This window comes from Micromonospora sp. URMC 106, assembly GCF_051386395.1.
Classification (GTDB): Bacteria; Actinomycetota; Actinomycetes; order Mycobacteriales; family Micromonosporaceae; genus Micromonospora.
In genome coordinates this window covers 17243-36121 of the sequence record NZ_JBPQTP010000034.1, presented here as the reverse complement: position 1 = coordinate 36121, position 18879 = coordinate 17243, and the positions used below count along the sequence as shown (strand labels likewise).

At 72.9% G+C, this 18879-nt stretch carries 26 protein-coding genes; 14 read left to right on the top strand and 12 right to left on the bottom strand.

All coding sequences use genetic code 11. The features are described 5' to 3' along the window. Positions 1 to 6 precede the first annotated feature (6 nt). Positions 7 to 507 (bottom strand): methylated-DNA--[protein]-cysteine S-methyltransferase, encoded by a 501-nt coding sequence (locus tag ACSNOB_RS13725; RefSeq protein WP_436686988.1) that lies wholly within the window; start codon positions 505 to 507, stop codon positions 7 to 9. Continuing rightward, a complete protein-coding gene (locus ACSNOB_RS13720; protein ID WP_436686987.1) occupies positions 504 to 1958 on the bottom strand; it encodes an AlkA N-terminal domain-containing protein in 1455 nt (484 codons plus the stop codon). The genes ACSNOB_RS13725 and ACSNOB_RS13720 overlap by 4 nt, the downstream gene beginning before the upstream one ends. A 141-nt stretch (positions 1959 to 2099) precedes the next feature. On the opposite strand from ACSNOB_RS13720, the gene ACSNOB_RS13715 reads away from it, so the two are divergent. The 3 genes from ACSNOB_RS13715 to ychF all read left to right on the top strand — a co-directional run bounded on the left by ACSNOB_RS13715 (position 2100) and on the right by ychF (position 4528). Then, the gene (locus ACSNOB_RS13715) at positions 2100 to 2582 is read left to right on the top strand and encodes a hypothetical protein (protein WP_393105350.1); all 483 of its coding nucleotides are present in this window, start codon (positions 2100 to 2102) and stop codon (positions 2580 to 2582) included. Between the two features lie 56 nt (positions 2583 to 2638). Continuing rightward, on the top strand, positions 2639 to 3373 hold the full coding sequence (locus ACSNOB_RS13710) for a Type 1 glutamine amidotransferase-like domain-containing protein (protein WP_436686986.1): 735 nt from the start codon (positions 2639 to 2641) through the stop codon (positions 3371 to 3373). A gap of 69 nt (positions 3374 to 3442) precedes the next feature. After that, positions 3443 to 4528, top strand: coding sequence for a redox-regulated ATPase YchF (gene ychF, locus ACSNOB_RS13705; RefSeq protein ID WP_393105346.1), 1086 nt, complete (start codon positions 3443 to 3445; stop codon positions 4526 to 4528). A gap of 613 nt (positions 4529 to 5141) precedes the next feature. Here ychF and ACSNOB_RS13700 read toward each other — a convergent pair. Continuing rightward, on the bottom strand, positions 5142 to 5735 hold the full coding sequence (locus tag ACSNOB_RS13700) for a hypothetical protein (protein WP_436686985.1): 594 nt from the start codon (positions 5733 to 5735) through the stop codon (positions 5142 to 5144). Between the two features lie 275 nt (positions 5736 to 6010). Further along, positions 6011 to 6871: an SDR family oxidoreductase gene (locus ACSNOB_RS13695; RefSeq protein ID WP_436686984.1), complete on the bottom strand. Its 861-nt coding sequence runs from the start codon at positions 6869 to 6871 to the stop codon at positions 6011 to 6013. Between the two features lie 117 nt (positions 6872 to 6988). On the opposite strand from ACSNOB_RS13695, the gene ACSNOB_RS13690 reads away from it, so the two are divergent. The 3 genes from ACSNOB_RS13690 (at position 6989) to ACSNOB_RS13680 (ending at position 8955) form a co-directional block, all read left to right on the top strand. Continuing rightward, a complete protein-coding gene (locus ACSNOB_RS13690) occupies positions 6989 to 7603 on the top strand; it encodes a TetR/AcrR family transcriptional regulator (RefSeq protein ID WP_436686983.1) in 615 nt (204 codons plus the stop codon). A 358-nt stretch (positions 7604 to 7961) separates the two neighbouring features. Further along, complete coding sequence (locus ACSNOB_RS13685; protein ID WP_436686982.1) at positions 7962 to 8423, top strand: hypothetical protein; 462 nt, start codon at positions 7962 to 7964, stop codon at positions 8421 to 8423. A 55-nt stretch (positions 8424 to 8478) separates the two neighbouring features. After that, the gene (locus tag ACSNOB_RS13680; protein ID WP_436686981.1) at positions 8479 to 8955 is read left to right on the top strand and encodes a DUF3995 domain-containing protein; all 477 of its coding nucleotides are present in this window, start codon (positions 8479 to 8481) and stop codon (positions 8953 to 8955) included. Between the two features lie 17 nt (positions 8956 to 8972). Here ACSNOB_RS13680 and ACSNOB_RS13675 read toward each other — a convergent pair whose 3' ends face one another. Continuing rightward, positions 8973 to 9182 carry a hypothetical protein gene (locus tag ACSNOB_RS13675; RefSeq protein ID WP_436686980.1) on the bottom strand — a complete coding sequence of 70 codons (210 nt, stop codon included), beginning with the start codon at positions 9180 to 9182 and terminating at the stop codon, positions 8973 to 8975. Between the two features lie 81 nt (positions 9183 to 9263). Between ACSNOB_RS13675 and ACSNOB_RS13670 the strand changes: the two genes are divergently transcribed. Together ACSNOB_RS13670 and ACSNOB_RS13665 are read left to right on the top strand one after the other, a co-directional pair. Further along, complete coding sequence (locus ACSNOB_RS13670; protein ID WP_436686979.1) at positions 9264 to 10289, top strand: hypothetical protein; 1026 nt, start codon at positions 9264 to 9266, stop codon at positions 10287 to 10289. A 10-nt stretch (positions 10290 to 10299) separates the two neighbouring features. Beyond that, positions 10300 to 10815 (top strand): pyridoxamine 5'-phosphate oxidase family protein, encoded by a 516-nt coding sequence (locus ACSNOB_RS13665; protein ID WP_436686978.1) that lies wholly within the window; start codon positions 10300 to 10302, stop codon positions 10813 to 10815. A gap of 148 nt (positions 10816 to 10963) precedes the next feature. Here ACSNOB_RS13665 and ACSNOB_RS13660 read toward each other — a convergent pair whose 3' ends face one another. Then, positions 10964 to 11377: a GntR family transcriptional regulator gene (locus ACSNOB_RS13660; protein ID WP_436686977.1), complete on the bottom strand. Its 414-nt coding sequence runs from the start codon at positions 11375 to 11377 to the stop codon at positions 10964 to 10966. Between the two features lie 156 nt (positions 11378 to 11533). Between ACSNOB_RS13660 and ACSNOB_RS13655 the strand changes: the two genes are divergently transcribed. The 3 genes from ACSNOB_RS13655 (at position 11534) to ACSNOB_RS13645 (ending at position 13437) form a co-directional block, all read left to right on the top strand. Beyond that, a complete protein-coding gene (locus ACSNOB_RS13655; RefSeq protein ID WP_436686976.1) occupies positions 11534 to 11797 on the top strand; it encodes a hypothetical protein in 264 nt (87 codons plus the stop codon). 79 nt (positions 11798 to 11876) lie between these two features. Continuing rightward, on the top strand, positions 11877 to 12212 hold the full coding sequence (locus ACSNOB_RS13650) for a YciI family protein (RefSeq protein WP_436686975.1): 336 nt from the start codon (positions 11877 to 11879) through the stop codon (positions 12210 to 12212). Beyond that, positions 12205 to 13437 (top strand): RNA polymerase sigma factor, encoded by a 1233-nt coding sequence (locus tag ACSNOB_RS13645; protein WP_436686974.1) that lies wholly within the window; start codon positions 12205 to 12207, stop codon positions 13435 to 13437. The genes ACSNOB_RS13650 and ACSNOB_RS13645 overlap by 8 nt, the downstream gene beginning before the upstream one ends. On the opposite strand, the gene ACSNOB_RS13640 is transcribed toward ACSNOB_RS13645, so the two are convergent. From ACSNOB_RS13640 to ACSNOB_RS13630, 3 genes are read right to left on the bottom strand one after another with little or no spacing between them, the layout of a single operon-like run. Next, positions 13430 to 13792 (bottom strand): PH domain-containing protein, encoded by a 363-nt coding sequence (locus tag ACSNOB_RS13640; protein WP_091103067.1) that lies wholly within the window; start codon positions 13790 to 13792, stop codon positions 13430 to 13432. The two genes, ACSNOB_RS13645 and ACSNOB_RS13640, sit on opposite strands and share 8 nt — an antisense overlap. Positions 13793 to 13797: 5 nt before the next feature. Then, complete coding sequence (locus ACSNOB_RS13635; protein ID WP_436686973.1) at positions 13798 to 14583, bottom strand: class I SAM-dependent methyltransferase; 786 nt, start codon at positions 14581 to 14583, stop codon at positions 13798 to 13800. A gap of 49 nt (positions 14584 to 14632) precedes the next feature. Next, the gene (locus ACSNOB_RS13630; RefSeq protein ID WP_436686972.1) at positions 14633 to 15517 is read right to left on the bottom strand and encodes a LysR family transcriptional regulator; all 885 of its coding nucleotides are present in this window, start codon (positions 15515 to 15517) and stop codon (positions 14633 to 14635) included. An 85-nt stretch (positions 15518 to 15602) separates the two neighbouring features. On the opposite strand from ACSNOB_RS13630, the gene ACSNOB_RS13625 reads away from it, so the two are divergent. Both ACSNOB_RS13625 and ACSNOB_RS13620 read left to right on the top strand, forming a co-directional pair. Then, a complete protein-coding gene (locus tag ACSNOB_RS13625) occupies positions 15603 to 15743 on the top strand; it encodes a hypothetical protein (protein ID WP_436686971.1) in 141 nt (46 codons plus the stop codon). Further along, entirely contained in the window at positions 15740 to 16132 is a 393-nt protein-coding gene (locus tag ACSNOB_RS13620; RefSeq protein ID WP_436686970.1) for a VOC family protein, read from the top strand. The genes ACSNOB_RS13625 and ACSNOB_RS13620 overlap by 4 nt, the downstream gene beginning before the upstream one ends. A 70-nt stretch (positions 16133 to 16202) precedes the next feature. Here the strand turns inward: ACSNOB_RS13620 and ACSNOB_RS13615 are convergent, their stop codons facing one another. Together ACSNOB_RS13615 and ACSNOB_RS13610 are read right to left on the bottom strand one after the other, a co-directional pair. Next, a complete protein-coding gene (locus ACSNOB_RS13615; RefSeq protein WP_436686969.1) occupies positions 16203 to 16535 on the bottom strand; it encodes a hypothetical protein in 333 nt (110 codons plus the stop codon). Positions 16536 to 16774: 239 nt separating this feature from the next. Beyond that, entirely contained in the window at positions 16775 to 17080 is a 306-nt protein-coding gene (locus ACSNOB_RS13610; protein WP_436686968.1) for a 4a-hydroxytetrahydrobiopterin dehydratase, read from the bottom strand. A gap of 183 nt (positions 17081 to 17263) precedes the next feature. Between ACSNOB_RS13610 and ACSNOB_RS13605 the strand changes: the two genes are divergently transcribed. After that, positions 17264 to 17704 carry a (deoxy)nucleoside triphosphate pyrophosphohydrolase gene (locus ACSNOB_RS13605; protein ID WP_393109234.1) on the top strand — a complete coding sequence of 147 codons (441 nt, stop codon included), beginning with the start codon at positions 17264 to 17266 and terminating at the stop codon, positions 17702 to 17704. Between the two features lie 76 nt (positions 17705 to 17780). Here the strand turns inward: ACSNOB_RS13605 and ACSNOB_RS13600 are convergent, their stop codons facing one another. Then, complete coding sequence (locus ACSNOB_RS13600) at positions 17781 to 18878, bottom strand: succinate dehydrogenase/fumarate reductase iron-sulfur subunit (RefSeq protein WP_436686967.1); 1098 nt, start codon at positions 18876 to 18878, stop codon at positions 17781 to 17783. Between the last annotated feature and the right edge of the window lies 1 nt (position 18879).

Sequence of the window (18879 nt, the reverse complement as noted above, 5' to 3'; positions counted from 1 at the left end):
TTCCCGTCACGGCCGCTCGTGTCCGAGAAGCCACTTCTTCACGTCCAGCCCCCAGCGGTAGCCACCGAGCGTCCCGTCGGTGCGCAGCACCCGGTGGCAGGGGACGAAGAGCGCGGCGGCGTTGCGGGCACAGGCCGCCGCGGCGGCGCGTACGGCCGCGGGACGGCCGGCCAGCCCGGCGTAGGCCGTGTAGGTCACCGGATCGCCCGGCTTCACCTCGCGCAGCACCTGCCAGGCGTGCGCCATGAAGACTCCGCCGGTGTGCTGCTGCACCGGCACGGCGTCGATCGCGGTCAGCTCGCCGTCGAAGTAGGCCGCCACGGCGGCGGTGATCGGGCCCAGGTCGGCCCGGTGCCGCAGCGGAGCCCGCAGCGTCGGGTGCACCAGCGGGAGCAGGTGCTCGGGTTCGCCGGTGAAGCCCGCCGCGCGGACCGCCCCGTCCGGGCCGGCCACGATGCTGAGCGGTCCGGCCGGGGTGTCGATGACGGTGCTGTCGTTCATGCTCATGCTGCTCTCCAGAGTCGGATCACCGCGTACGAGCGCCAGGGGCGCCAGCGGTCGGCGTACGCGTCGAGGGTCTTGGGGTCGTCGGGCAGGCCGAGGGCGGCGGCGCCCCGGCGTACGGCCAGGTCGGTGGGGAGAAGGACGTCCGGGTCGCCGAGGGCGCGCATCGCGACGTAGCCCGCCGTCCACGGCCCGATGCCGGGCAGCGCCAGCAGCCGCCGGACGGTCTCCTCCCGGTCCCCGCCGGGCGCCAGGTCCACCGACCCGTCGGCGACGGCCCCGGCGAGGGCGCGGATCGTCTCCCGCCGCCCCGCCGGCATCCCGAACACCTCGTCCGGCACGCCGAGCACCTCCTCGGCGGTGGGGAAGCCGGTCAGCCACGGCCCCGGCTCGTCGGGGACGTCGGTGGTGGGCGGGCGGAGGTGGTTCAGCAGACGGGTGAGGGTGGTCCGGGCCGAGCGGACGGAGACCTGCTGGCCGACGATCGCACGCAGGGCCATCTCGAAGCCGTCGACCGAGCGGGGCAGGCGGATCCCCGGCTCGGCGGCGACCGCCCCGGCCAGGGCCGGGTCGGCTGCGAGGGTGCCGTCGACGGCGGTCGGGTCGGCGTCGAGGTCGAACAGGCGGCGGCAGCGGGCCACCGCGGGAGCCAGGTCGCGCATGTCGGTCAGCCGCAGGGTCGCCGTCACGTGCCCGTCCGCCGGAGTCAGGGTCACCTCGCCCGCGCCGTGCGGCAGCCGCAGGCCCCGGCGGTACGTCCCGTCGCGCACCTCCTCGACGCCCGGCAGCGCGCGCAGCGCGAGGAAGTCCAGCAGCGCTCCCGCGTGCAGCGGCGGGCGGTACGCGAGCCGCAGCGTGATCGTGCCCGCCCCGCCCGGCGCGGGGAACCGGCCGCGCCGGGCGGCACGCAGTTCGGACGGGGCCGTCCCGTACACCTCGCGGACCGTGTCGTTGAACTGCCGGACGCTGCCGAACCCGGCGGCGAACGCGATCTCCGCCATGCCCAGGTCGGTGGTCTCGATCAGCGTGCGGGCGGTCTGCGCGCGTTGCGCCCGGGCCAGGGCGAGGGGGCCGGCGCCCATCTCCGCCCGCAGCATCCGGTGCAGGTGCCGTTCGGTGTAGCCGAGCCGGGCGGCCAGCCCCGGGATGCCGTCCCGGTCGACCACCCCGTCGGCGATCAGCCGCATCGCCCGGCCGACCACGTCGGCCCGGAGGTCCCACTGCGGGGAGCCCGGGGCGGCGTCCGGCCGGCACCGCCGGCAGGCGCGCAGCCCCGCGCCCTGGGCCGCCGCGGCCGAGGGGAAGAACCGGACGTTCTGCCGCTTCGGCGTCATGGCCGGGCACGACGGCCGGCAGTAGATCCCGGTCGAGGTCACACCGGTGTAGAACCACCCGTCGAACCGCTGGTCGCGGCTGTCGACGGCCCGGTAACACCGTTCGAAGTCCAACTCCACGCCACCGATGATGCCCCTGCTCGGCGCCCCCGGCTCGCGGAAATCGGACGCGGTCGTACGGGCGGGAACGGGACGTCGGGCGCCGAAACTGTCGGTTGTGGTCGGTACCGTCCGGCCACCAACTCAAGAAGGGGTGCGGCAATGGCGAGCGTGGCGGGTCGGGAAGCGGCGTCGACACGGGACGGGCACCCCCCGCTGGACGCCGTGGTGGTGCAGGGCTTCTACGACCGGATGCGCGCGGTCGCCCCGGCCGCCGTCGGCGCGATCGAGCGGGACCGGGCGGGCGACCCGGGGCGGGCGTTCGGCGACACCGCCTGTGGCCGGCTGGTGCGCTCGCTGGACGCCGACGGGGTCCGGGCGCTGGGCATGTGGGTGCACCACTGGTGCATGCGCTTCTACGACGACGACACCCGGGTGGCGCTGCGCCTGGTCCGGGAGATCGCCGGCCGCCCCGGGCTGGGCTGGACGGCCGACGAGGTGCGTTGGATGCTTCGCGAGTCTTACGCGGCCGGCCCGGCCGCCGAGGCCCGCTTCACGCTGCCGCTCGCCGCCGCCGGGGAGTTGGCCCCCGGCGCCCTGCGGATCGAGCCGGTCGTCCCGCGCCAGCCCGGCCCCCGCGACTGACCGGCGGCGCCTGCCGGGCAGGATGGGGCCGCGCAGACCCCGACGGAAGGACGACCGTGCCCGCCAGCGAACCGACCATCCTCGCCACCAGCATGGGCCTCTACGCTCCGCGCCGCGAGGGCGAGGCCCGGCGGGTCAACCCGGTGTTCGACCTCGCCGCGGAGTTGGCCGGCGCAGGAGCGGAGCCGAGGATCTGCTTCCTCAACCAGGCCGAGGGGGACCAGCCGACCACGCTGGCCCGGGTCTACGAGGCGTTCGCCGGCAGCCGGTTCCGGATGACGCACCTGGCGCTCTTCCCGATGCCCAACGTCGACGACATCCGCGCCCACCTGCTCGCCCAGGACGTCGTCTGGGTGGGTGGCGGCAGCGTCGCGAACCTCTGCGCGGTGTGGCGGGTGCACGGCCTCGGCGAGATCCTGCGGGAGTGCTGGGAGGCCGGCGTCGTGCTCGGCGGGGTCTCCGCCGGCTCGATCTGCTGGCACGCCGGCGGCGCCACCGACAGCTTCGGCACCACCCTGCGCGGCTTCACCGACGGGCTGGGCTGGCTGCCCTACGGCAACGGCGTGCACTACGACAGCGAGGAGCAGCGCCGGCCGCTGATGCACCGGCTGGTCGGCGACGGCACGCTGCCGACGGCGCACTGCACCGACGACGGCACCGGGCTGCTCTACCGGGGCGAGCGGCTGGTCGAGGCGGTCGCGGACCGTCCGGGCGTCGGCGCGTACGAGGTCAGCCGCGGCCCGGACGGCAGCGTGCGGGAGACCCCGATCGGGCCGCGCCTGCTCGGCTGAGCGTCACCGGCGGGGCAGTCGGAGCCTGCCTGCCCGGGGGTGGGGAGCACCGGCGTAAGCTGGCTCGTCGTGAGTCTCACCATCGGCATCGTCGGCCTGCCCAACGTCGGCAAGAGCACCCTGTTCAACGCGCTGACCAAGAACGACGTGCTCGCGGCGAACTACCCGTTCGCCACCATCGAGCCCAACGTCGGCGTCGTCGGGCTGCCGGACGAGCGGCTGCACAAGCTCGCCGAGATCTTCAGCTCGCAGAAGGTGCTGCCCGCCCCGGTGTCGTTCGTCGACATCGCCGGCCTGGTGCGCGGCGCCTCCAAGGGGCAGGGCCGGGGCAACGCGTTCCTGGCGAACATCCGTGACGCCTCGGCGATCTGCCAGGTCGTCCGGGCCTTCTCCGACCCGAACGTGGTGCACGTCGACGGCAAGGTCTCCCCGGCCGACGACATCGAGACGATCAACACCGAGCTGATCCTCGCCGACCTCCAGACGCTGGAGAAGGCGGTGCCGCGGCTGGAGAAGGAGGCCAAGCTCCGCAAGGACCGGGCCGCCGCGGTGACCGCCGCCAAGCAGGCCGTCGAGCTGCTCGACACCGGCGTCACCCTCTACGCGGGCGCCAAGGACGCGGGCATCGAGCTGGAGCACCTGCGTGAGCTGCACCTGCTCACCACGAAGCCCTTCCTCTACGTCTTCAACGTCGACGAGGCCGAGCTGGGCAACGCCGAGTTCCTCGACGAACTGCGCGCCCTGGTCGCCCCCGCCGAGGCCGTCTTCATGGACGCCAAGATCGAGTCCGAGCTGGTGGACCTGCCCGAGGAGGAGGCCCGCGAGCTGCTGGAGTCGATCGGGCAGCCCGAGCCGGGGCTGGACCAGCTCGTCCGGGTCGGCTTCCGCACGCTCGGGCTCCAGACGTACCTCACCGCGGGCCCCAAGGAGGCGCGGGCCTGGACCATCCCGGTCGGGGCGACCGCGCCGGAGGCCGCGGGTGTGATCCACTCCGACTTCCAGCGCGGCTTCATCAAGGCCGAGGTGGTCTCCTACGACGACCTGGTCGCTGCCGGCTCGATGGCCGCGGCCAAGGCGGCCGGCAAGGTCCGGATCGAGGGCAAGGAGTACGTGATGCAGGACGGCGACGTCGTGGAGTTCCGCTTCAACGTCTGAATCCGGTCCGTTTCCCCAGGTCGGGAAGGTGTGCCCTCGCCCTGGGGCACACCGGGGGCACAACCCCGGGCCTCATCGACCGCCCGGCGGGTGCGCTCCTCCGAGTCCGGCATCGGGTGCCCGTGGGTCGACAGGACCAGGGGTCGCGTTTTCGTGCCCCAGCCGCTCGGCGACCACGATGACGACTCGCCCTGCATCAGCAGAACCGAGGCGTAGTGGTGGCGCGGATCGTGAGTCGTGATGCTCTCCGACAGGCCGACCTTCCGGATGCGGAAGGGGACACGCCCGCCTGGGACGATGGGCGGGTGAAGACCACCCGACTCATCACCTCGGAGGATGCGCCGAAGCACGTCGAAGCCCGCGTCAGTGCTCAAGGCGCCCGGGTGCTTGCTGACACTAGTCGCGCCAGCCGGGTGCGGCCGGTCCCTGTCGGGTCCAGGCTGCGGGTCACGAAGTACGGGCAACTCCTGACCTTCTTGATCACTTCATCGGCGTGCTCGCACGGGTTCGGCCACCCGCATAGCCTCGACCGGTACCGGTACCGGTCCGCGGAGCGGGCCGGCACGGCGTGTCAGCAAACCCGGCCAACGTTTGTGGTCACGGCACCAGGGGCTCATTCGCCCAGCGGAGCACCCCGCCAGCGCCATTCCCCGAGCTGTGGGCGTCCCGGCAGCTCGATCCGGCCGGTGGACCACCGCAGTGCCGCCCACGGGTCGACGGTGGCCAGTTCCCGCGCCGCCTCAGGAAACAGTCGGGCGAGTACGCGAGCGCACACCTCACGCGGGGGGTCGATGGCAATACCCAGGCCCTGGGCGATGTCGTCCCCGTGCAGCAACGTCTCCACGCACCCCATGGCGGCGAAGCCCTCCGGATCAGCTTGACCCGCCGGGTGGTAGGCCCGGACATCCGCTCCGGACGTGCGCACCGTGGCTGCCAGGATGCGACCGCCCGCCTCGGCGAACTCCAGTACCTCCGCCGGGGAAGCGTCCTTGTCGGCGACTGCCATGAAGCGCGTGAACCGCCCCTCCGGCCGGGCCACCAGCTGGCCCGCGAACGACATCAGGCAGTCACCGATGTGTTCGGCGGTGTGCCAGCAGTCCCACTCCAGGCTGCCCGCCCGCGTGGACCAGTCCAGCCCGGTCGCTGGTCGTAGGCTGGCGACAACGCTGGACAATGCCGCATCGAGATCATCGGCGGTGACCGCCACGTCTTCCCCCCAGGTGCACGAGGCCGATGTCGCACCGGCCTTGATCGGTAGCCGCCACCATGCCTGACCGGTGTGACACCGAAGCCCTGAAAGCCTCGTGACCAGGCGTGCAGCAGCGGTGCCCTCGGCAGACGAACGCGGCCAGGGGTCCCGCTTCAACGCCTGGGCGCGCACCTGGCGACGGTGTGCGGCACGACGCGCCCGGCGGGACGACGGCAGGCTGACCGGGACCCTTCCTCCTCGTCCCCGGCGAGGGGGCCGTGGTCCCGCTCAGGTCAGGCCGCTCCCGGCGCCGGCACCGCCTTCTCGGCGGCGCGGCTCACCTCTTCCCAGGCCGCCCAGGTCTCCATGCGCCGCTTGGAGATGTCGAAGGCGACGTCGTAGACCATGCTGCCGAGCAGCAGCCGAAGCGGCGGGTCGTCGCTGTCGACCAGCGTCATCAGCGCCTCCGCGGCCAGCCGCGGCTCGCTGTCGATCGACCCGTCCGCCCACTGCCTGGCCAGTTCCTCGCGCAGCGGGTCGTAGGCGGGGTTCGGGGTGGCCGCCCTGCTGCTGGTGTAGAGGTCCGTCCAGTAGCCGCCCGGCTGGACGATGGTGACCTTCACCCCGAAGCGGGCGGCCTCGGCGGCCAGCGCCTCGCTCATGCCCTCCAGGGCGAACTTGCTCGCGCTGTAGAGCCCGGTGCTGGGGAAACCGCCGAGCGCGCCGATGCTGGAGATCTGCACGAGGTGCCCGCCGCCCTGGGCCCGCAGGTGCGGCAGGACGGCCTGACTGACCCAGAGCGCGCCGAAGAAGTTGAGGTCCAGCTGAGCGCGGGCCTCGGCCTCGGTGAACTCCTCCACCATGCCCATGAAGAGTGCCCCGGCGTTGTTCACGACGACGTCGAGCCGGCCGAAATGCTCGGACGCCCGGGCGACGACGTCGAAGACCGCCGCCCGGTCCGTGACGTCGAGGCCCAACGCCAGCAGGCGGCCGGGGTGCCGGGCGGCGAGGTCGTCGAGCGGCGAGACGTCGCGGGCCGCGCCGACGACCCGGTCACCGGCGGCGAGCGCGGCCTCGGCGAAGGCTCGGCCGAGGCCGCGGCTGGCCCCGGTGATGAACCAGACCCGGGGCGCGGCGGTGCCTGAGGCTTCCATGAGAAGTTCCCTCCATTAAGCGAGACGGACCGTCTCGTCTTGTTGACGTGAGTGACCATACCCGACCTGACCCGGTTGTCAAGACGGACCGTCTCGTCTCTTTGCTAGATTGGGCCCGTGCCGAAGCAGAAGGTCACCCCCGACTCCACCCGCCGCAGCGAGACGGCGCGGCGGGCCATCCTCGCCGCCGCCCTCGACCTCGTCGGCGAGCTGGGCTACGCGAAGCTCAGCATCGAGGGCATCGCCGCCGCCGCCGGCGTGGGCAAGCAGACCATCTACCGCTGGTGGCCGTCGAAGGGCGCGCTGCTGTTCGACGCCATCCTCACGCTCGCCATGGACGGGCAGGACGGCCAGAGCGCCGCCCTACCCGACACCGGCGACCTCGCGGCCGACCTGAAGCTGGTCCTGCGGGCCACCGTCGCGGAGTTGAACGAGCCGCGCTACGACCAGCCCATGCGTGCCCTGCACACCGAGATCGTCCACGATCCCGCCCTGGCCGCCGACTATGCGGAGCGGCTGGACGGGCCCATGCGGGAGCTCAAGAAGGAACGCCTGCGCGCCGCCCAGCGGGCGGGCCAACTTGCCGAGGACGTCGAACTCGACGTGGCCGTCGACATGCTGTTCGGACCGGTCCTCAACCGGTGGCTCCAGCGCACCGGCCCGCTGACGCCCGAGTACGCCGACCAGGTGGTGGACACGGCGCTGCGCGGTCTGCGGCCACGAGACCGATAGGACCGGGGTCAGCGCAGGGAGCCGCCGAGTCGCCCCTGCCCGTGCGGCCCGACGCCCGTCACTTCCGCTTCGAGGAGTTCACGGCCCAGATCGCCACGGCGGCGCAGAGGATCAGGCAACTCAATCCGCCGCAGAGCAGCACGCCGGTGGCAAGAAGGCTCGATCCCATGGGGCATGATCCTAAGTGCCGGGTAGGCGAACCGGCGTCCCCGCTCCCGACCGCCGGCCATGCCTCACCCGCGCTCCGGCCCCGCGCCCGCGACGTCGCCCGCCCCTGCGGCCGCTCCCTCTCGCGGGGGAGACGGATCCCCCGGTCACGGGAGTGGGCCCCCGGCCCGCCGCGGCTACGGTCACCTCCATGGGTGATCAGGTTCGCGTCCGGCGCTGGCCGGCGTACGGAGTGGCGGTGCTGTTCCTCGCGTACGCGATGGGAAAGGCCGTCTTCGCGGCGCAGTCCCGGCTCGGATTTCCGGGCGGGCCGGTCGTGTCGGCCGCCGAGCACGAGAGCTACGCCCGCGATGTCATGGCTGTGGCCACGGCCCAGTGGTCGGCGGCCGCGTCCGGGCTGTTGGCCGCGTGCCTCGCCGTCGCCACGGTCACGACGCTGGCGCGCCGGGTGCCGAGGCCCCTCATGCTGCTGGCGCTCGCCGGCATGCTGCTGGCCGGCGGAGCCGGCGCGTCGATCATGGCGGTGGACGGCTTCATCGGCATCGGTGTGGGCTGGCAGTGGTACCACGGGGTCGTCGGGCTCGTCGCGATCGGGCTGCTCCTGGAGATGATCCGGTCCTACGCGAGGTCGACGAGACGTGCCGCGGCCTGATCGCACGCGGTGGGGTGCGTACGGGGCGGCGGCGTGCGCCACCGCCTACGGTTCGATGAAGCTCGCGCAGGCGTTGGGCGCCAACGCGCTGGCCGACAAGGATCCGCTCCCGCCGGAACTGCGGGACCGGCTGCTGGCACGGGATCCGATGTTCGTGGCGAGCCACTGGGCGCTGGCCGCCGCCGCGGTGGTCGGCGTCGTGGTCGCGCTGGCCACGCTGCGACCCTGGCGGGCGGCGCCCCCACGTCGCCTGCTGCTCGTGATCGCGTGGACGTTGGGGGTCTTCATGATCGCGCGGTCGATCGGGGTGCTGGGGTTCGGCCTCGTCGGCGACGCGCTGCTGCTGACGGGGGTCCGTCCGCCCCCGGCCGAGCACGCCGCGCTGGCCCGTGAACTGGCGCGGTGGGACCTGTTGCTGTGGTCGCCGTTCTTCCTGCTCTGGGGGGCTTGCTGGACGGCGGCGGGACGGCGGCTGGGCAGCGTCTCCGGCGAACGCCTCGGCGGCCCCCGCCACCGGCTCCCGGCCGGGTGAACCGGAGGCGGCACGGCTCACCCGCCGCCCGTCTGGCCGCGCCGCCATACCTCCCCCTGGACGCCGTGGCGTTCCGCCGCGTACCGCTCCTGCGTGGCGGCCGCGTCGCGCGCGGCGGCGGAGTCCTCCGGCGAGGACAGCCGCCGCCGGTCCCGCCGGCCGACGACGACGAACACCACGACGGCCAGCACCACCAGCACGCCGAGAATGACCAGCACTGTCTCCATGCGGCAGACGGTACGGCGTCGGCGCCACCGGCGGTGGTCGCGAGCCGCACGCGGGGCCGGGCCACCCCTACCATCTCCGTCATGATCACTCCGCCGTTGGCGCCCGACGTGCTCGCCCGCTACCCCGGCCTGGAGAGGCTCGGCCGCACGGCCACCCGGCTGCACCCGCGGCCCGGGGCGGTCGCGGCCACCGACAGCCACGTCGGCGGGCCCCTGCTGTGGCCGGCCGACGAGCCCTGGCCCACCTGCGTCACCCCGTACATGGTGCAGGAGGAGGTGCCGATCCCGGTCGAGCTGGTGGCCCGGATGCGGGCGGCGGAGCGCGGGCGCCGGCAGCCGCACATCCTGGCCGAGGGCGAGATCGAGCTGCACCAGGAGATCGCCGCCCTGGTCGGCCCGGGTTTCGTCGGCTGGGGCTCGCGCGGCGGCGGCCCGGTCGTCGGCTACCGGTACGTGCCGCGACCGCATCTGACGCCCAACCCGATGGTGGCGCTGGCGCAACTGCGCGCGCGGGACGTCCCCGACCTGCCCCGGCCCGGTGGGGCGGACCTGTTGCAGGTGTTGTGGTGCCCGTTCGAGCACTCCGTGGGCCCGTGGGGGCCGACGGTGGAGCTGCGCTGGCGGCGCGAGGCGGACCTGACCGACCTCCTCGCGGAGCCGCCGCGCGGCGAGGTGGGCACCGACGGGTACGTGCCCCGGCAGTGCCGGCTGCACCCGGAGCAGGTCGTCGAGTACCCGTACCCGGAGGAGCTGCCGGAGGGCCTGCGGAGGCTGGTCGACGAGAAGGACGAGGAAGGTGGGGACGACGACGAGGACTACGTCGACACCTTCATGGCGCCCGGCTGGAAGGTCGGCGGCTACGCCGACTGGAGCCTCACGGACCCGCATCCGACACCGTGCCCGCGTTGTGCCGGCCCCACCACGTTGGCCCTCGTCATCGACTCCTCGGAGCGGGGCACCGGGCGGTGGCAGCCGACCCGGGCGGACGGCGAGCCCGACCACGACCCGTACGAGCCGACCGGGGTGGTCGTCGGCCGGCACGGCGCGCTGCGCATCTTCGTGTGTCTGAGCTGCCCGGACGTGCCGTTCCTGCTCAACCAGCAGTGAGGAGTGACCAGTGCCGTCGACGAACCCGTGGCTGTCCGGGCCGACGCCCACCGGCCGCCTGCCCCGTGCACGGCTGGAGGAGCGCATCCTCAACCTGCTGTCGTCGCAGAACATGTGTGTGCTCGCCACCGCCGGCCCGGACGGGCCGCTCGCCACGCCGGTGCGGTACCACCCGCTGGGCTTCGCGGTGCTGTTCACCGCCGCGCCGCAGTCGCCGAAGATGCGCAACGTCGCCGCTGATCCACGGGTGTCGGTCGGCGTCTTCGCCCCGCTGGTCGGGCTGGCCAGCAGCCGTGGCGCCCAGATTTTCGGCACAGCCCGGGTGCTCGGCCCGGACGACCCGGACCGGGCGCGTTACTGGTCGGCGTTCCGGTGGGAGAACGAGCACGTCGAGCGCGGCCGGCCGCTGTCCGAGCCACCCCGCGACACGCTCGTGGTGATCGAGGCGGAGCGCATCGTCTACACGGAACACTGGCTGCGGCGCGACGGCTTCGCGCCCCGGCAGTTCTGGCGTCGCTCTGGTTGAGTCGTCTCCCGAACGCGATCGACGCCCGGCTGCCACCCCTGACCCGGCGCGGACGGGGACGAGTGCAACGCCATGGGTGTCAAAGATGTGGGTCGGCGTTCGTGGTGTTCCATCCCGGAGCAGCGGGCCGCCCGTGTCGGCGGTGGCGTCAACCGGCGGGGCGGGTCAGTTCGATCTGGTCGCCGGCCAGCACCTCCGTGGTGCCTCCCGGATGGCGGACCTCCAGTACCGGCACGCCCTCGTCGAGCTGCATGCTCCGCCGCTCCGCGCCCGTGGGCATCCGCGCGATCACCGTTCCGCCGGAGGGCACCTCGACCGGCCGGCGTGCGGGTGTCTTCCGCACGTGGCTGCCGTGGCCCCGCACCGTGCTGACCAGCCCTTCGGAGCGCAGCAGGGAGATCGCCATGCGCACGGCTTCGCGGCCGATCCCGTACTCCTGGGTCAACCGCGTCTCGCTCGGCAAAGTCGTCCCCGGGCCGAATTCGCCCGACTCGATGCGCTGCCGGAGCTGGTCGGCGAGCTGCACGTAGACCGGGGTGTGCGAGCGCGGATCGATGGTCATGGCTCACAAGCCTTGTTCCCCCGTCGGCAGGTCTGGTTGTGCCCCTGAGCCCCTGGGCCCTATAGTCTCAGTGACGCTGAGTGCTCGGGTGGAAATGCTCCGTCACTGGTGGTCGACCCGCCGTCACACCGTCCTAACCGCCGGAGGTCACTGCTGATGAGAGCCGCCCGGGAGCGCTTCGTCATCCACCTGCCGGTGGTCACGAGGGACCTGCTCTCCGCCGTACGCCTGGCTCGGGTCGTGGCGCGGTGGGCGAGCGTGCTCGCTCAGACCGACCCCGGCGAGACGACGGTCTCCGCCGAGGACGCGCAGCATCTGCGGCACCGGGTCTTCTGTGACACGCTGCTACCCGACGGCCGGCGCTGCCTGCTCCGGGCCGACCACGACGGGCCCTGCACCCGTCGCCCGGCGAGATCCTGAGATCGCCGGCCGTCGGGTGTCCGGAATCGGGTCGCCCGTTCGTCACCCTGGTGAGAACCCGACACCGAGGAGCGCGGCAATGAAGTACCTGATGTTCGTCTGCACCGACAGCGAGCCGGACACCGACCGGACCGACTGGCCCGACATCGAGGCGTGGGTCGCGGAGAACGACGCCCGCGGCCGGCGGTTGACGGGCGACGCCCTCGCGGCGACGACGGCGGCCACCACGGTCCGCGTCCGCAACGGGGAGCTGCTGGTCTCCGACGGCCCGTTCGCCGAGACCAAGGAGGTGATCGTGGGCTTCGACCTGCTGGAGTGCGCCGACCTGGACGAGGCGATCGAGGTGGCTCGCGCCCATCCGATGGCCCGCGAGGGGCGGCTCGAACTCCGCCCGATCGTCGACCTGAATGGCTGACGCCGGCGTCGACGACCGGCTCGCGGCGGCCGACGCCGTCGCCGCCGCGAGCCGCGAGTCGTACGCCGGGATCGTCGCGGCGCTGATCCGGGTGACCGGCGACTGGGCCCTGGCCGAGGACTGCGCCCAGGAGGCGTTGACGCTCGCGCTGACGCGGTGGCCGGCGGACGGGGTGCCCACCAACCCGGGCGGCTGGCTGATGACGGTGGCCCGCAACCGCGCGGTCGACGTGCTGCGGCGCGCCTCGGTGGAGCGGCGCAAGCTGCGTGAGCTGGCCGCGCTCGCGCCGACCGGCCCGGCGCCGGGGCCGGCGGGGGAGGGGGAAATCGTGGACGACCGGCTGCGGCTCGTCTTCACCTGCTGCCACCCCGCCCTGTCCCTGGAGGCGCGGGTCGCCCTGACGCTGCGTACGGTCTGCGGGGTGTCGACCGCGGACATCGCGCGGGCCTTCCTGGTCACCGAGTCGACCATGACGCGACGGTTGACCCGGGCCAGGACGAGGATCGCCACCGCCGGCATCCCCTATCGGGTGCCGACCGGCCCGATGCTCGCCGAGCGGCTCCCCGGCGTCCTCGCCGTGCTGTACCTGCTCTTCACGCGGGGCTACGACGCCGACGGGGAGCCTGCCTTCGCCGACGAGGCGATCCGCCTGGCGCGGCTGCTCGACCGGCTGATGCCGGCCCAGCCCGAGGTGGCCGGCCTGCTGGCCCTCTTCCTGCTCCAGCACTCCCGGCGGGAGGCCCGCCGCGATCGCGACGGCAACCTGCTCACCCTCGACCGGCAGGACCGATCGCGCTGGGACCACGCCGCGATCGCCGAAGGGCTCGCCGTGCTGGCGCGGGCCGTTCCGGACGGCCCGTACGCCCTCCAGGCCCGGATCGCCGCGTGCCACGCCACCGCCGCGTCGGTCGAGGCCACCGACTGGGTCGCGATCGCCGAGGCGTACGACCGGCTCGCCCGGTCGCAGCCGTCACCGGTGATCGAGTTGAACCGCGCCGTCGCGCACGGCTACGCGCACGGGCCGGCGGCGGGGCTGGCGTTGCTCGCCGCCGCCCGGGCCGGCGGGACGCTGGACGGCTACCCCCTCGCCGTCGCGGCCGAGGCCGAGCTGACCGCCCGGCAGGGCGACCGCGACCGGGCCGCCACGCTGTTCCGGCGGGCCGCCGACGCGCACTCCGGGGCGGAGCGCCGCGCCCTGTTGGAGCGCGCCGACCAGCTCAGCTGATGTGGTGCAGGATCACGTTGTGCACGTGGTGGCTCTTCTGGGCGCCGCGGAACTCCACCTCGTAGGTGTGCGTGCCGACGTGGATCGCGATCGCGCCGGTGGAGAAGAACGAGCCGCCCCAGGACTTGTTGCTGACCACGCTGACGCTGGTGATCTTCGAGTACGGGATGCTGGTGATGGCGTACCGCTTGCCGACGAAGGAGCGGTCCTGGATGATCACGCGCCGGTCGGTCAGGCCGATGAAGCCGGTGCCCGTGCCGACGGCGTCGTAGACGGCGATGATCTGTTCTCCCTGGAGCAGGCCGCTCTGGATCTGCTGGAACTGCTCCTTGCGGTCGTACGTCGCGTTGGCCATGACCCTCACGGTAGGCAGGCCGCGCCAACCCCAAGATCACCTGTGCCGGGAGTCGGCGTGCGGCGCGCGACGACGAGGAACTCGCCGTCGCCCCGGCCCACCGGCTCCCCGCCCCAGCCGCCGTACACCCGCTCGACCGTGAACCCGGCGGCGCGCAGCGACCCCCGCAGCTCGTCCTGGGTGCGGAAGCGCAGGGTGGCCGAGCTGAGCAGCACCTCGCCGTCGGCGAACAGGTAGTGGTGGGTGTAGCCGACCACGCCGCCAGCGACGGTGGTCACCTCCGTCCACGCCCGCACCACGTCACCGTCCGGCAGCGTGATCCGGCGCCGCGAGTCGACCGGGTTCCAGCGTTCCCACCGCCGGTCCGCCGGGTCGCGCGAGTCGAACGCCAACCGGCCGCCGGGCACCAGCGCCCGGGCCAGGTCGGCGAGGGTACGCGCCCACTCGGCGTCGTCCACGAAGAACTGCGCGACGTGGCTGGTCATCACCGCCACGTCGAACGATCGGCCCGGCAGCGCGGCGGAGGTGCCCTCGATCCAGGTCACCCGGTCCGCGCCCGGTCTGGCGCGGGCGGCGGCCAGCGACGGGCCGGCCGGGTCGACGCCGGTGACGGTGTGGCCCGCGGCGGCCATGCCGAGGGCGAGCCGACCGGTGCCGCAGCCCAGGTCGAGCACCCGGACGGCCGGCGTCTCGTCGACCAGGGCGAGGAACCAGTCGTCGTCGCGCGCCCAGGGGCACTCGGCGTCGTAGACCCGGACCAGCCGCGGATGGTGGAACTCGCCGTGCCTCATCGAGGCGGATCATGCCATCCGGCGCACACGACGACGACCCCGTCGCGGGTCAGCGTCCGTTCGCTTCGGTCGCGGCCCGGACGAACTCCAGGACCCGGGCCGTGGTGTTGCTCTCCCGCCAGACCAGGCCGCGCCGGATCGGCGGCGCGTCGCGGATCGGCACGTACGCCACGTCGGGGCGCGGGTAGTAGCGCCTGGTGTGCTCGCCCACCGGGAGCACGCCCCGCCCCATCGCGACCAACGTCAGCATCTCCGAGAAGGTGTTGCCAATCGGCCCCTTCGGCACCGGCCGCCCCGACGGGGTGCGCTCGGGCGTGCGGTCGCGCTTGAACTCCGCCGAGGTCACCGCCGGGTACTGCACCACCGGATGGTCGCCGAGCACCTCCAGGGAGACGGACTCCTGACCGGTCAACGGGTGCCCCGCGGCCACCGCGAGCACCCGGTCCTCCTCCAGCAGCGCCGGCCCGCAGGCCATCCCGTCGAAGGGGTACGCGGCCATCAGGATGTCGATCGAGCCGTCGACCAGGCTCTGCCGGGAGTTGAAGAGCTGGACCTCGTGCACCTCGACCTGGCAGTCGGGGTGGCGTTGCGAGAAGAGGGCGACGGCCTTGAGCAGCGTCGGCGCGGTCCACTCGCCGAGGAAGGCGACCCGCAGCAGCCCGGTGACGCCGCGGCCCGCCTCGACGGCCCGGCGTACCGCGTCGTCCAGGCCGGCGACCAGCGGCGCCAGGTCGTCGGCGAGTTGCCGTCCGATCGCGGTGAGCTGCACGACCCGGCTGGTGCGGGCGAACAGCGGGGCGCCGATCCGGCGTTCCAGCTTCTTGATCACGTGGCTGATCCGCCCGGTGGTCACCCTCAGGCGCTCGGCCGTCCGGCCGAAGTGCAGCTCCTCGGCGAGCGTCAGGAAGGTCTCGAGCTCGTGGCGTTCCAGCACGTGGCGTCCCGTCGTTGAATCCGGATCAACGATCGTAGTGTGATCGGGTCTTGGTCGGCGCGGCCGGTCGGCGGATCGTGAAGGCATGCGAACGACGACAGTCACCGACTGCCTGGCCGGCCTCGACGTCCCACCGCGGGAGATCGGCGAGAAGCTCCTCCCCGTCATCGACCCGGCGCTCTTCACCGACTGGCTGCGCCAGGCCCACGACCTGGAGGCGAAGTGAGCGCGGTGCGGGTCACGGGCTTCGACCACCTGGTGCTGAACGTCTCCGACGTCGAGCGGGCGTTGGACTTCTACTGCGACGTGCTCGGCCTGGCCCCGGTGCGGGTCGACGAGTGGCGGGCCGGAAAGGTCCCGTTCCCCTCGGTACGGGTCAGCACGGAGACCATCATCGACCTCGTCCGCCGCGACCGGGGCGAATCCAACGTGGACCACTTCTGCCTGGTGGTCGAGCCCCTGGACTGGCAGCGGGTCGTCGACTCGGGCGTGTTCACGGTCCTGGAGGGGCCGGTGGGCCGGTTCGGCGCGCGCGGCAGCGCCACCTCCCTCTACGTGCGGGACCCGGACGGCAACTCCGTGGAACTGCGCTGGTACCCCCAGGACGTCGCGTAGCCGCCCGGGCGCGACAAGCCCCGCCGGCGCGACGGCCGGCGGGGCTTGTCGGGGGGGAGGTGGGACAGAATCAGTGGTTGCTCCGCGGGTCGTTGTCGCGGCTGCGGCTGCCGGACTTGGCCAGGCCCCGGCTGATCAGGTAACCGATGGTCAGCAGGGTGACGTACCACCAGGCCTTGTCGGCGGCGAAGTAGTCACCGCCGTTGTTGGCGGCGCCGTCGCCGACGGCGTTCGAGGCGATCAGCACGCCGATCACGGAGAGCAGGTAGACGGCCAGCTCGGTGGTCTTCCACGACGGCTTGGTCTCGTCGCCGTGCCGGTGCGCGTGCCGGACGTCGTGGTCGACGCGGTGGCCGTCGTGGTCGAGGTGGTCGGTGCCGCGGTTCAGGGTGGGCGCGCTCATGTCAGCTCCAAAAGTGCGTTATCAGAGGTTCAGTCCGAAAGCGGGCCTGTTGTCTGCTCCCGCACCGAATCGATACCCGCGCACATTTTCAGCGAAACATCAGGATTCTCAGGTTCTTCTCAGGCCGGCCGTCGACCGGGGTGCCGACGTGGCCCGTCACGTCGAAAGAACCTGACACCGGTCGCGGGGAGTCCCGGCCAACCCGGCGCTTGCGGCGTCGCCCGGCCGCGCCAAGGACCTCAGGGCTGGGTGACCGCGCGGTACGCGTCCTCGATGCGCGCCGCCAGCAGGACCTCGCGCTCGGTCAGCGGGGCGTTGCCGTGCCCGACCTTGATGTGCGTGTGGTCGGCGCGGCGGCTGATCTCGGGGCGCAGGTGCAGCGCGTCGGCGACCACCTTCACCCGCTCGGTGAGGGCCGCGTGCTGCGTGTCGTCGAGCGCGAGGGTCCGTCGGATCTGCTCACCCTCCCGGGTCCAACCGGTCAGCAGGGTGAGGGCGTCGCTGAGGTAGTCGTGCTTCGCCCGGCCGTTGAACAGCACGCGCATCACCGCACCTCCCAGGCGCCGTTGCCGGCTTGTGGCCAAATCGTCGCCGTCCCGTGTCTTGTCGGTGCCCTCTAGTCTGTCGTCGCACGGTGGGTGTGTCCACGCCCACACTTCCGAGTTCTCCTGCCCTGACGGTCGGGCACGCTACCCAAACCGCCGATTGATCTGGCACGCTGGACGCCCGTGCGGACCGAACGGGCTAACGGTGGCGGGCAGGCCGAACGACGGGATCTGAGGGTGATCGTCGGGGCGGCGATCATCAGGAACGGCCGGGTGCTCGCCTGCGCCCGGGCCGCCCCGCCCGAGGTGGCGGGCATGTGGGAATTCCCCGGCGGCAAGGTGGAGCCGGGCGAGAGCGAGACCGCCGCGCTGGTCCGCGAGTGCGCGGAGGAACTCGCCGTACGCGTGGAGATCGGCGACCGGGTCGGCCGCAACGTCCGGATGGCGCACGGCCGCTCGGTGCTCAAGGTGTACGCGGCCCGCCTGCTGCACGGCGACCAGCCGCAGGCGCTGGAGCACTCGGCGCTGCGCTGGCTCTCCGCCGAGGAACTGGACAGCGTCACCTGGCTGCCCGCAGACGCACCCATCGTGGCCGCCCTCCGCCCGATCCTCGCGCCCGGCTGAGTCGAAGCGGACAACCGGGCGGAAACGGGACGGGGGCCGGCGGCATCAGCCGCGGCCCCCGTCATCGTCCGTGCCCTCAGTGCTTGTCCTGCTCCGGGTGGGCGAAGTTCAGGTGCTCCGGGGGCAGCGGGAAGGTCACGTCCTCGCCGAACGGCGACGGCGCCGCCGCCCGGTCGAAGGTGAGCTCCGTCAGCGGCAGCTTGCCGTGGTCGTCCACGGCCGGCGCGGTCGGCTTCGGCACCTCGCGGTGCCAGTTGACGCCGCGCTGCGCCTGCACCTCGGCCTGCGGGTCGTGCGAGCCGCCCGCGTGCGAGTGCACGCCCCCGTGGGCCGCGCTGCCGTGCACCGCACCGCTGGCGTGCCCGCTGGTCACGATGGTCTGAGGCACCTGACCCCTCCGGAAGATCTTGCTACCAAGCCACACGAGGGGATCGTACCTGCGGTCGACGACCCGCTCCTTCATGGGGATGATCCCGTTGTCCGTGATCTTGATGTGCTCGGGGCAGACCTCGGTGCAGCACTTGGTGATGTTGCAGAATCCGAGGCCCTGCTCGGCCTGCGCGTACTCCTTGCGGTCCGTCTTCGCGTCCAGCGGGTGCATGTCCAGCTCGGCGGCCCGGATGAAGTAGCGCGGCCCGGAGAACGCCTGCTTGTTCTCCTCGTGGTCGCGGATCACGTGGCAGACGTTCTGGCACAGGAAGCACTCGATGCACTTGCGGAACTCCTGCGAGCGCTCCACGTCGACCTGCTGCATCCGGTACTCGCCCGGGGCCAGGTCGGCCGGGGGAGCGAACGCCGGGGTCTCCCGGGCCTTCTCGTAGTTGAACGAGACGTCGGTGACCAGGTCCCGGATGACCGGGAAGGTGCGCAGCGGGGTGACCGTGACCGTCTCGTCCTCCGTGAAGGTGGACATCCGGGTCATGCAGCTCAGCCGCGGCTTGCCGTTGATCTCCATCGAGCAGGAGCCGCACTTGCCGGCCTTGCAGTTCCACCGGCAGGCCAGGTCGGGGGCGTCGGTGGCCTGGAGCCGGTGGATGACGTCGAGGACCACCTCGCCCTCGTTCACCTCGACCATGTAGTCCTGCAGGTCGCCGCCGTTCTCGTCGCCGCGCCAGATGCGGAACTGGCGCTTCGCGCCCGGCTTGCCGGGGGCCGGGGAGTCCTGGTTTCCCATT

Excerpts from the sequence above, each read along its gene's own strand:
- ACSNOB_RS13645 (WP_436686974.1), top strand. The coding sequence starts at position 12,205 with ATGGCTGACGCCGGCGTCGACGACCGGCTCGCGGCGGCCGACGCCGTC.
- ACSNOB_RS13675 (WP_436686980.1), bottom strand. The coding sequence starts at position 9,182 with ATGGAGACAGTGCTGGTCATTCTCGGCGTGCTGGTGGTGCTGGCCGTC.
- ACSNOB_RS13670 (WP_436686979.1), top strand. The coding sequence starts at position 9,264 with ATGATCACTCCGCCGTTGGCGCCCGACGTGCTCGCCCGCTACCCCGGC.
- ACSNOB_RS13610 (WP_436686968.1), bottom strand. The coding sequence starts at position 17,080 with ATGCGCGTGCTGTTCAACGGCCGGGCGAAGCACGACTACCTCAGCGAC.
- ACSNOB_RS13725 (WP_436686988.1), bottom strand. The coding sequence starts at position 507 with ATGAGCATGAACGACAGCACCGTCATCGACACCCCGGCCGGACCGCTC.
- ACSNOB_RS13600 (WP_436686967.1), bottom strand. The coding sequence starts at position 18,878 with ATGGGAAACCAGGACTCCCCGGCCCCCGGCAAGCCGGGCGCGAAGCGC.
- ACSNOB_RS13715 (WP_393105350.1), top strand. The coding sequence starts at position 2,100 with ATGGCGAGCGTGGCGGGTCGGGAAGCGGCGTCGACACGGGACGGGCAC.
- ACSNOB_RS13635 (WP_436686973.1), bottom strand. The coding sequence starts at position 14,583 with ATGAGGCACGGCGAGTTCCACCATCCGCGGCTGGTCCGGGTCTACGAC.
- ACSNOB_RS13615 (WP_436686969.1), bottom strand. The coding sequence starts at position 16,535 with ATGAGCGCGCCCACCCTGAACCGCGGCACCGACCACCTCGACCACGAC.
- ACSNOB_RS13625 (WP_436686971.1), top strand. The coding sequence starts at position 15,603 with ATGCGAACGACGACAGTCACCGACTGCCTGGCCGGCCTCGACGTCCCA.
- ACSNOB_RS13685 (WP_436686982.1), top strand. The coding sequence starts at position 7,962 with ATGGGTGATCAGGTTCGCGTCCGGCGCTGGCCGGCGTACGGAGTGGCG.
- ACSNOB_RS13660 (WP_436686977.1), bottom strand. The coding sequence starts at position 11,377 with ATGACCATCGATCCGCGCTCGCACACCCCGGTCTACGTGCAGCTCGCC.
- ACSNOB_RS13640 (WP_091103067.1), bottom strand. The coding sequence starts at position 13,792 with ATGGCCAACGCGACGTACGACCGCAAGGAGCAGTTCCAGCAGATCCAG.
- ACSNOB_RS13655 (WP_436686976.1), top strand. The coding sequence starts at position 11,534 with ATGAGAGCCGCCCGGGAGCGCTTCGTCATCCACCTGCCGGTGGTCACG.
- ACSNOB_RS13680 (WP_436686981.1), top strand. The coding sequence starts at position 8,479 with ATGAAGCTCGCGCAGGCGTTGGGCGCCAACGCGCTGGCCGACAAGGAT.
- ACSNOB_RS13650 (WP_436686975.1), top strand. The coding sequence starts at position 11,877 with ATGAAGTACCTGATGTTCGTCTGCACCGACAGCGAGCCGGACACCGAC.
- ACSNOB_RS13695 (WP_436686984.1), bottom strand. The coding sequence starts at position 6,871 with ATGGAAGCCTCAGGCACCGCCGCGCCCCGGGTCTGGTTCATCACCGGG.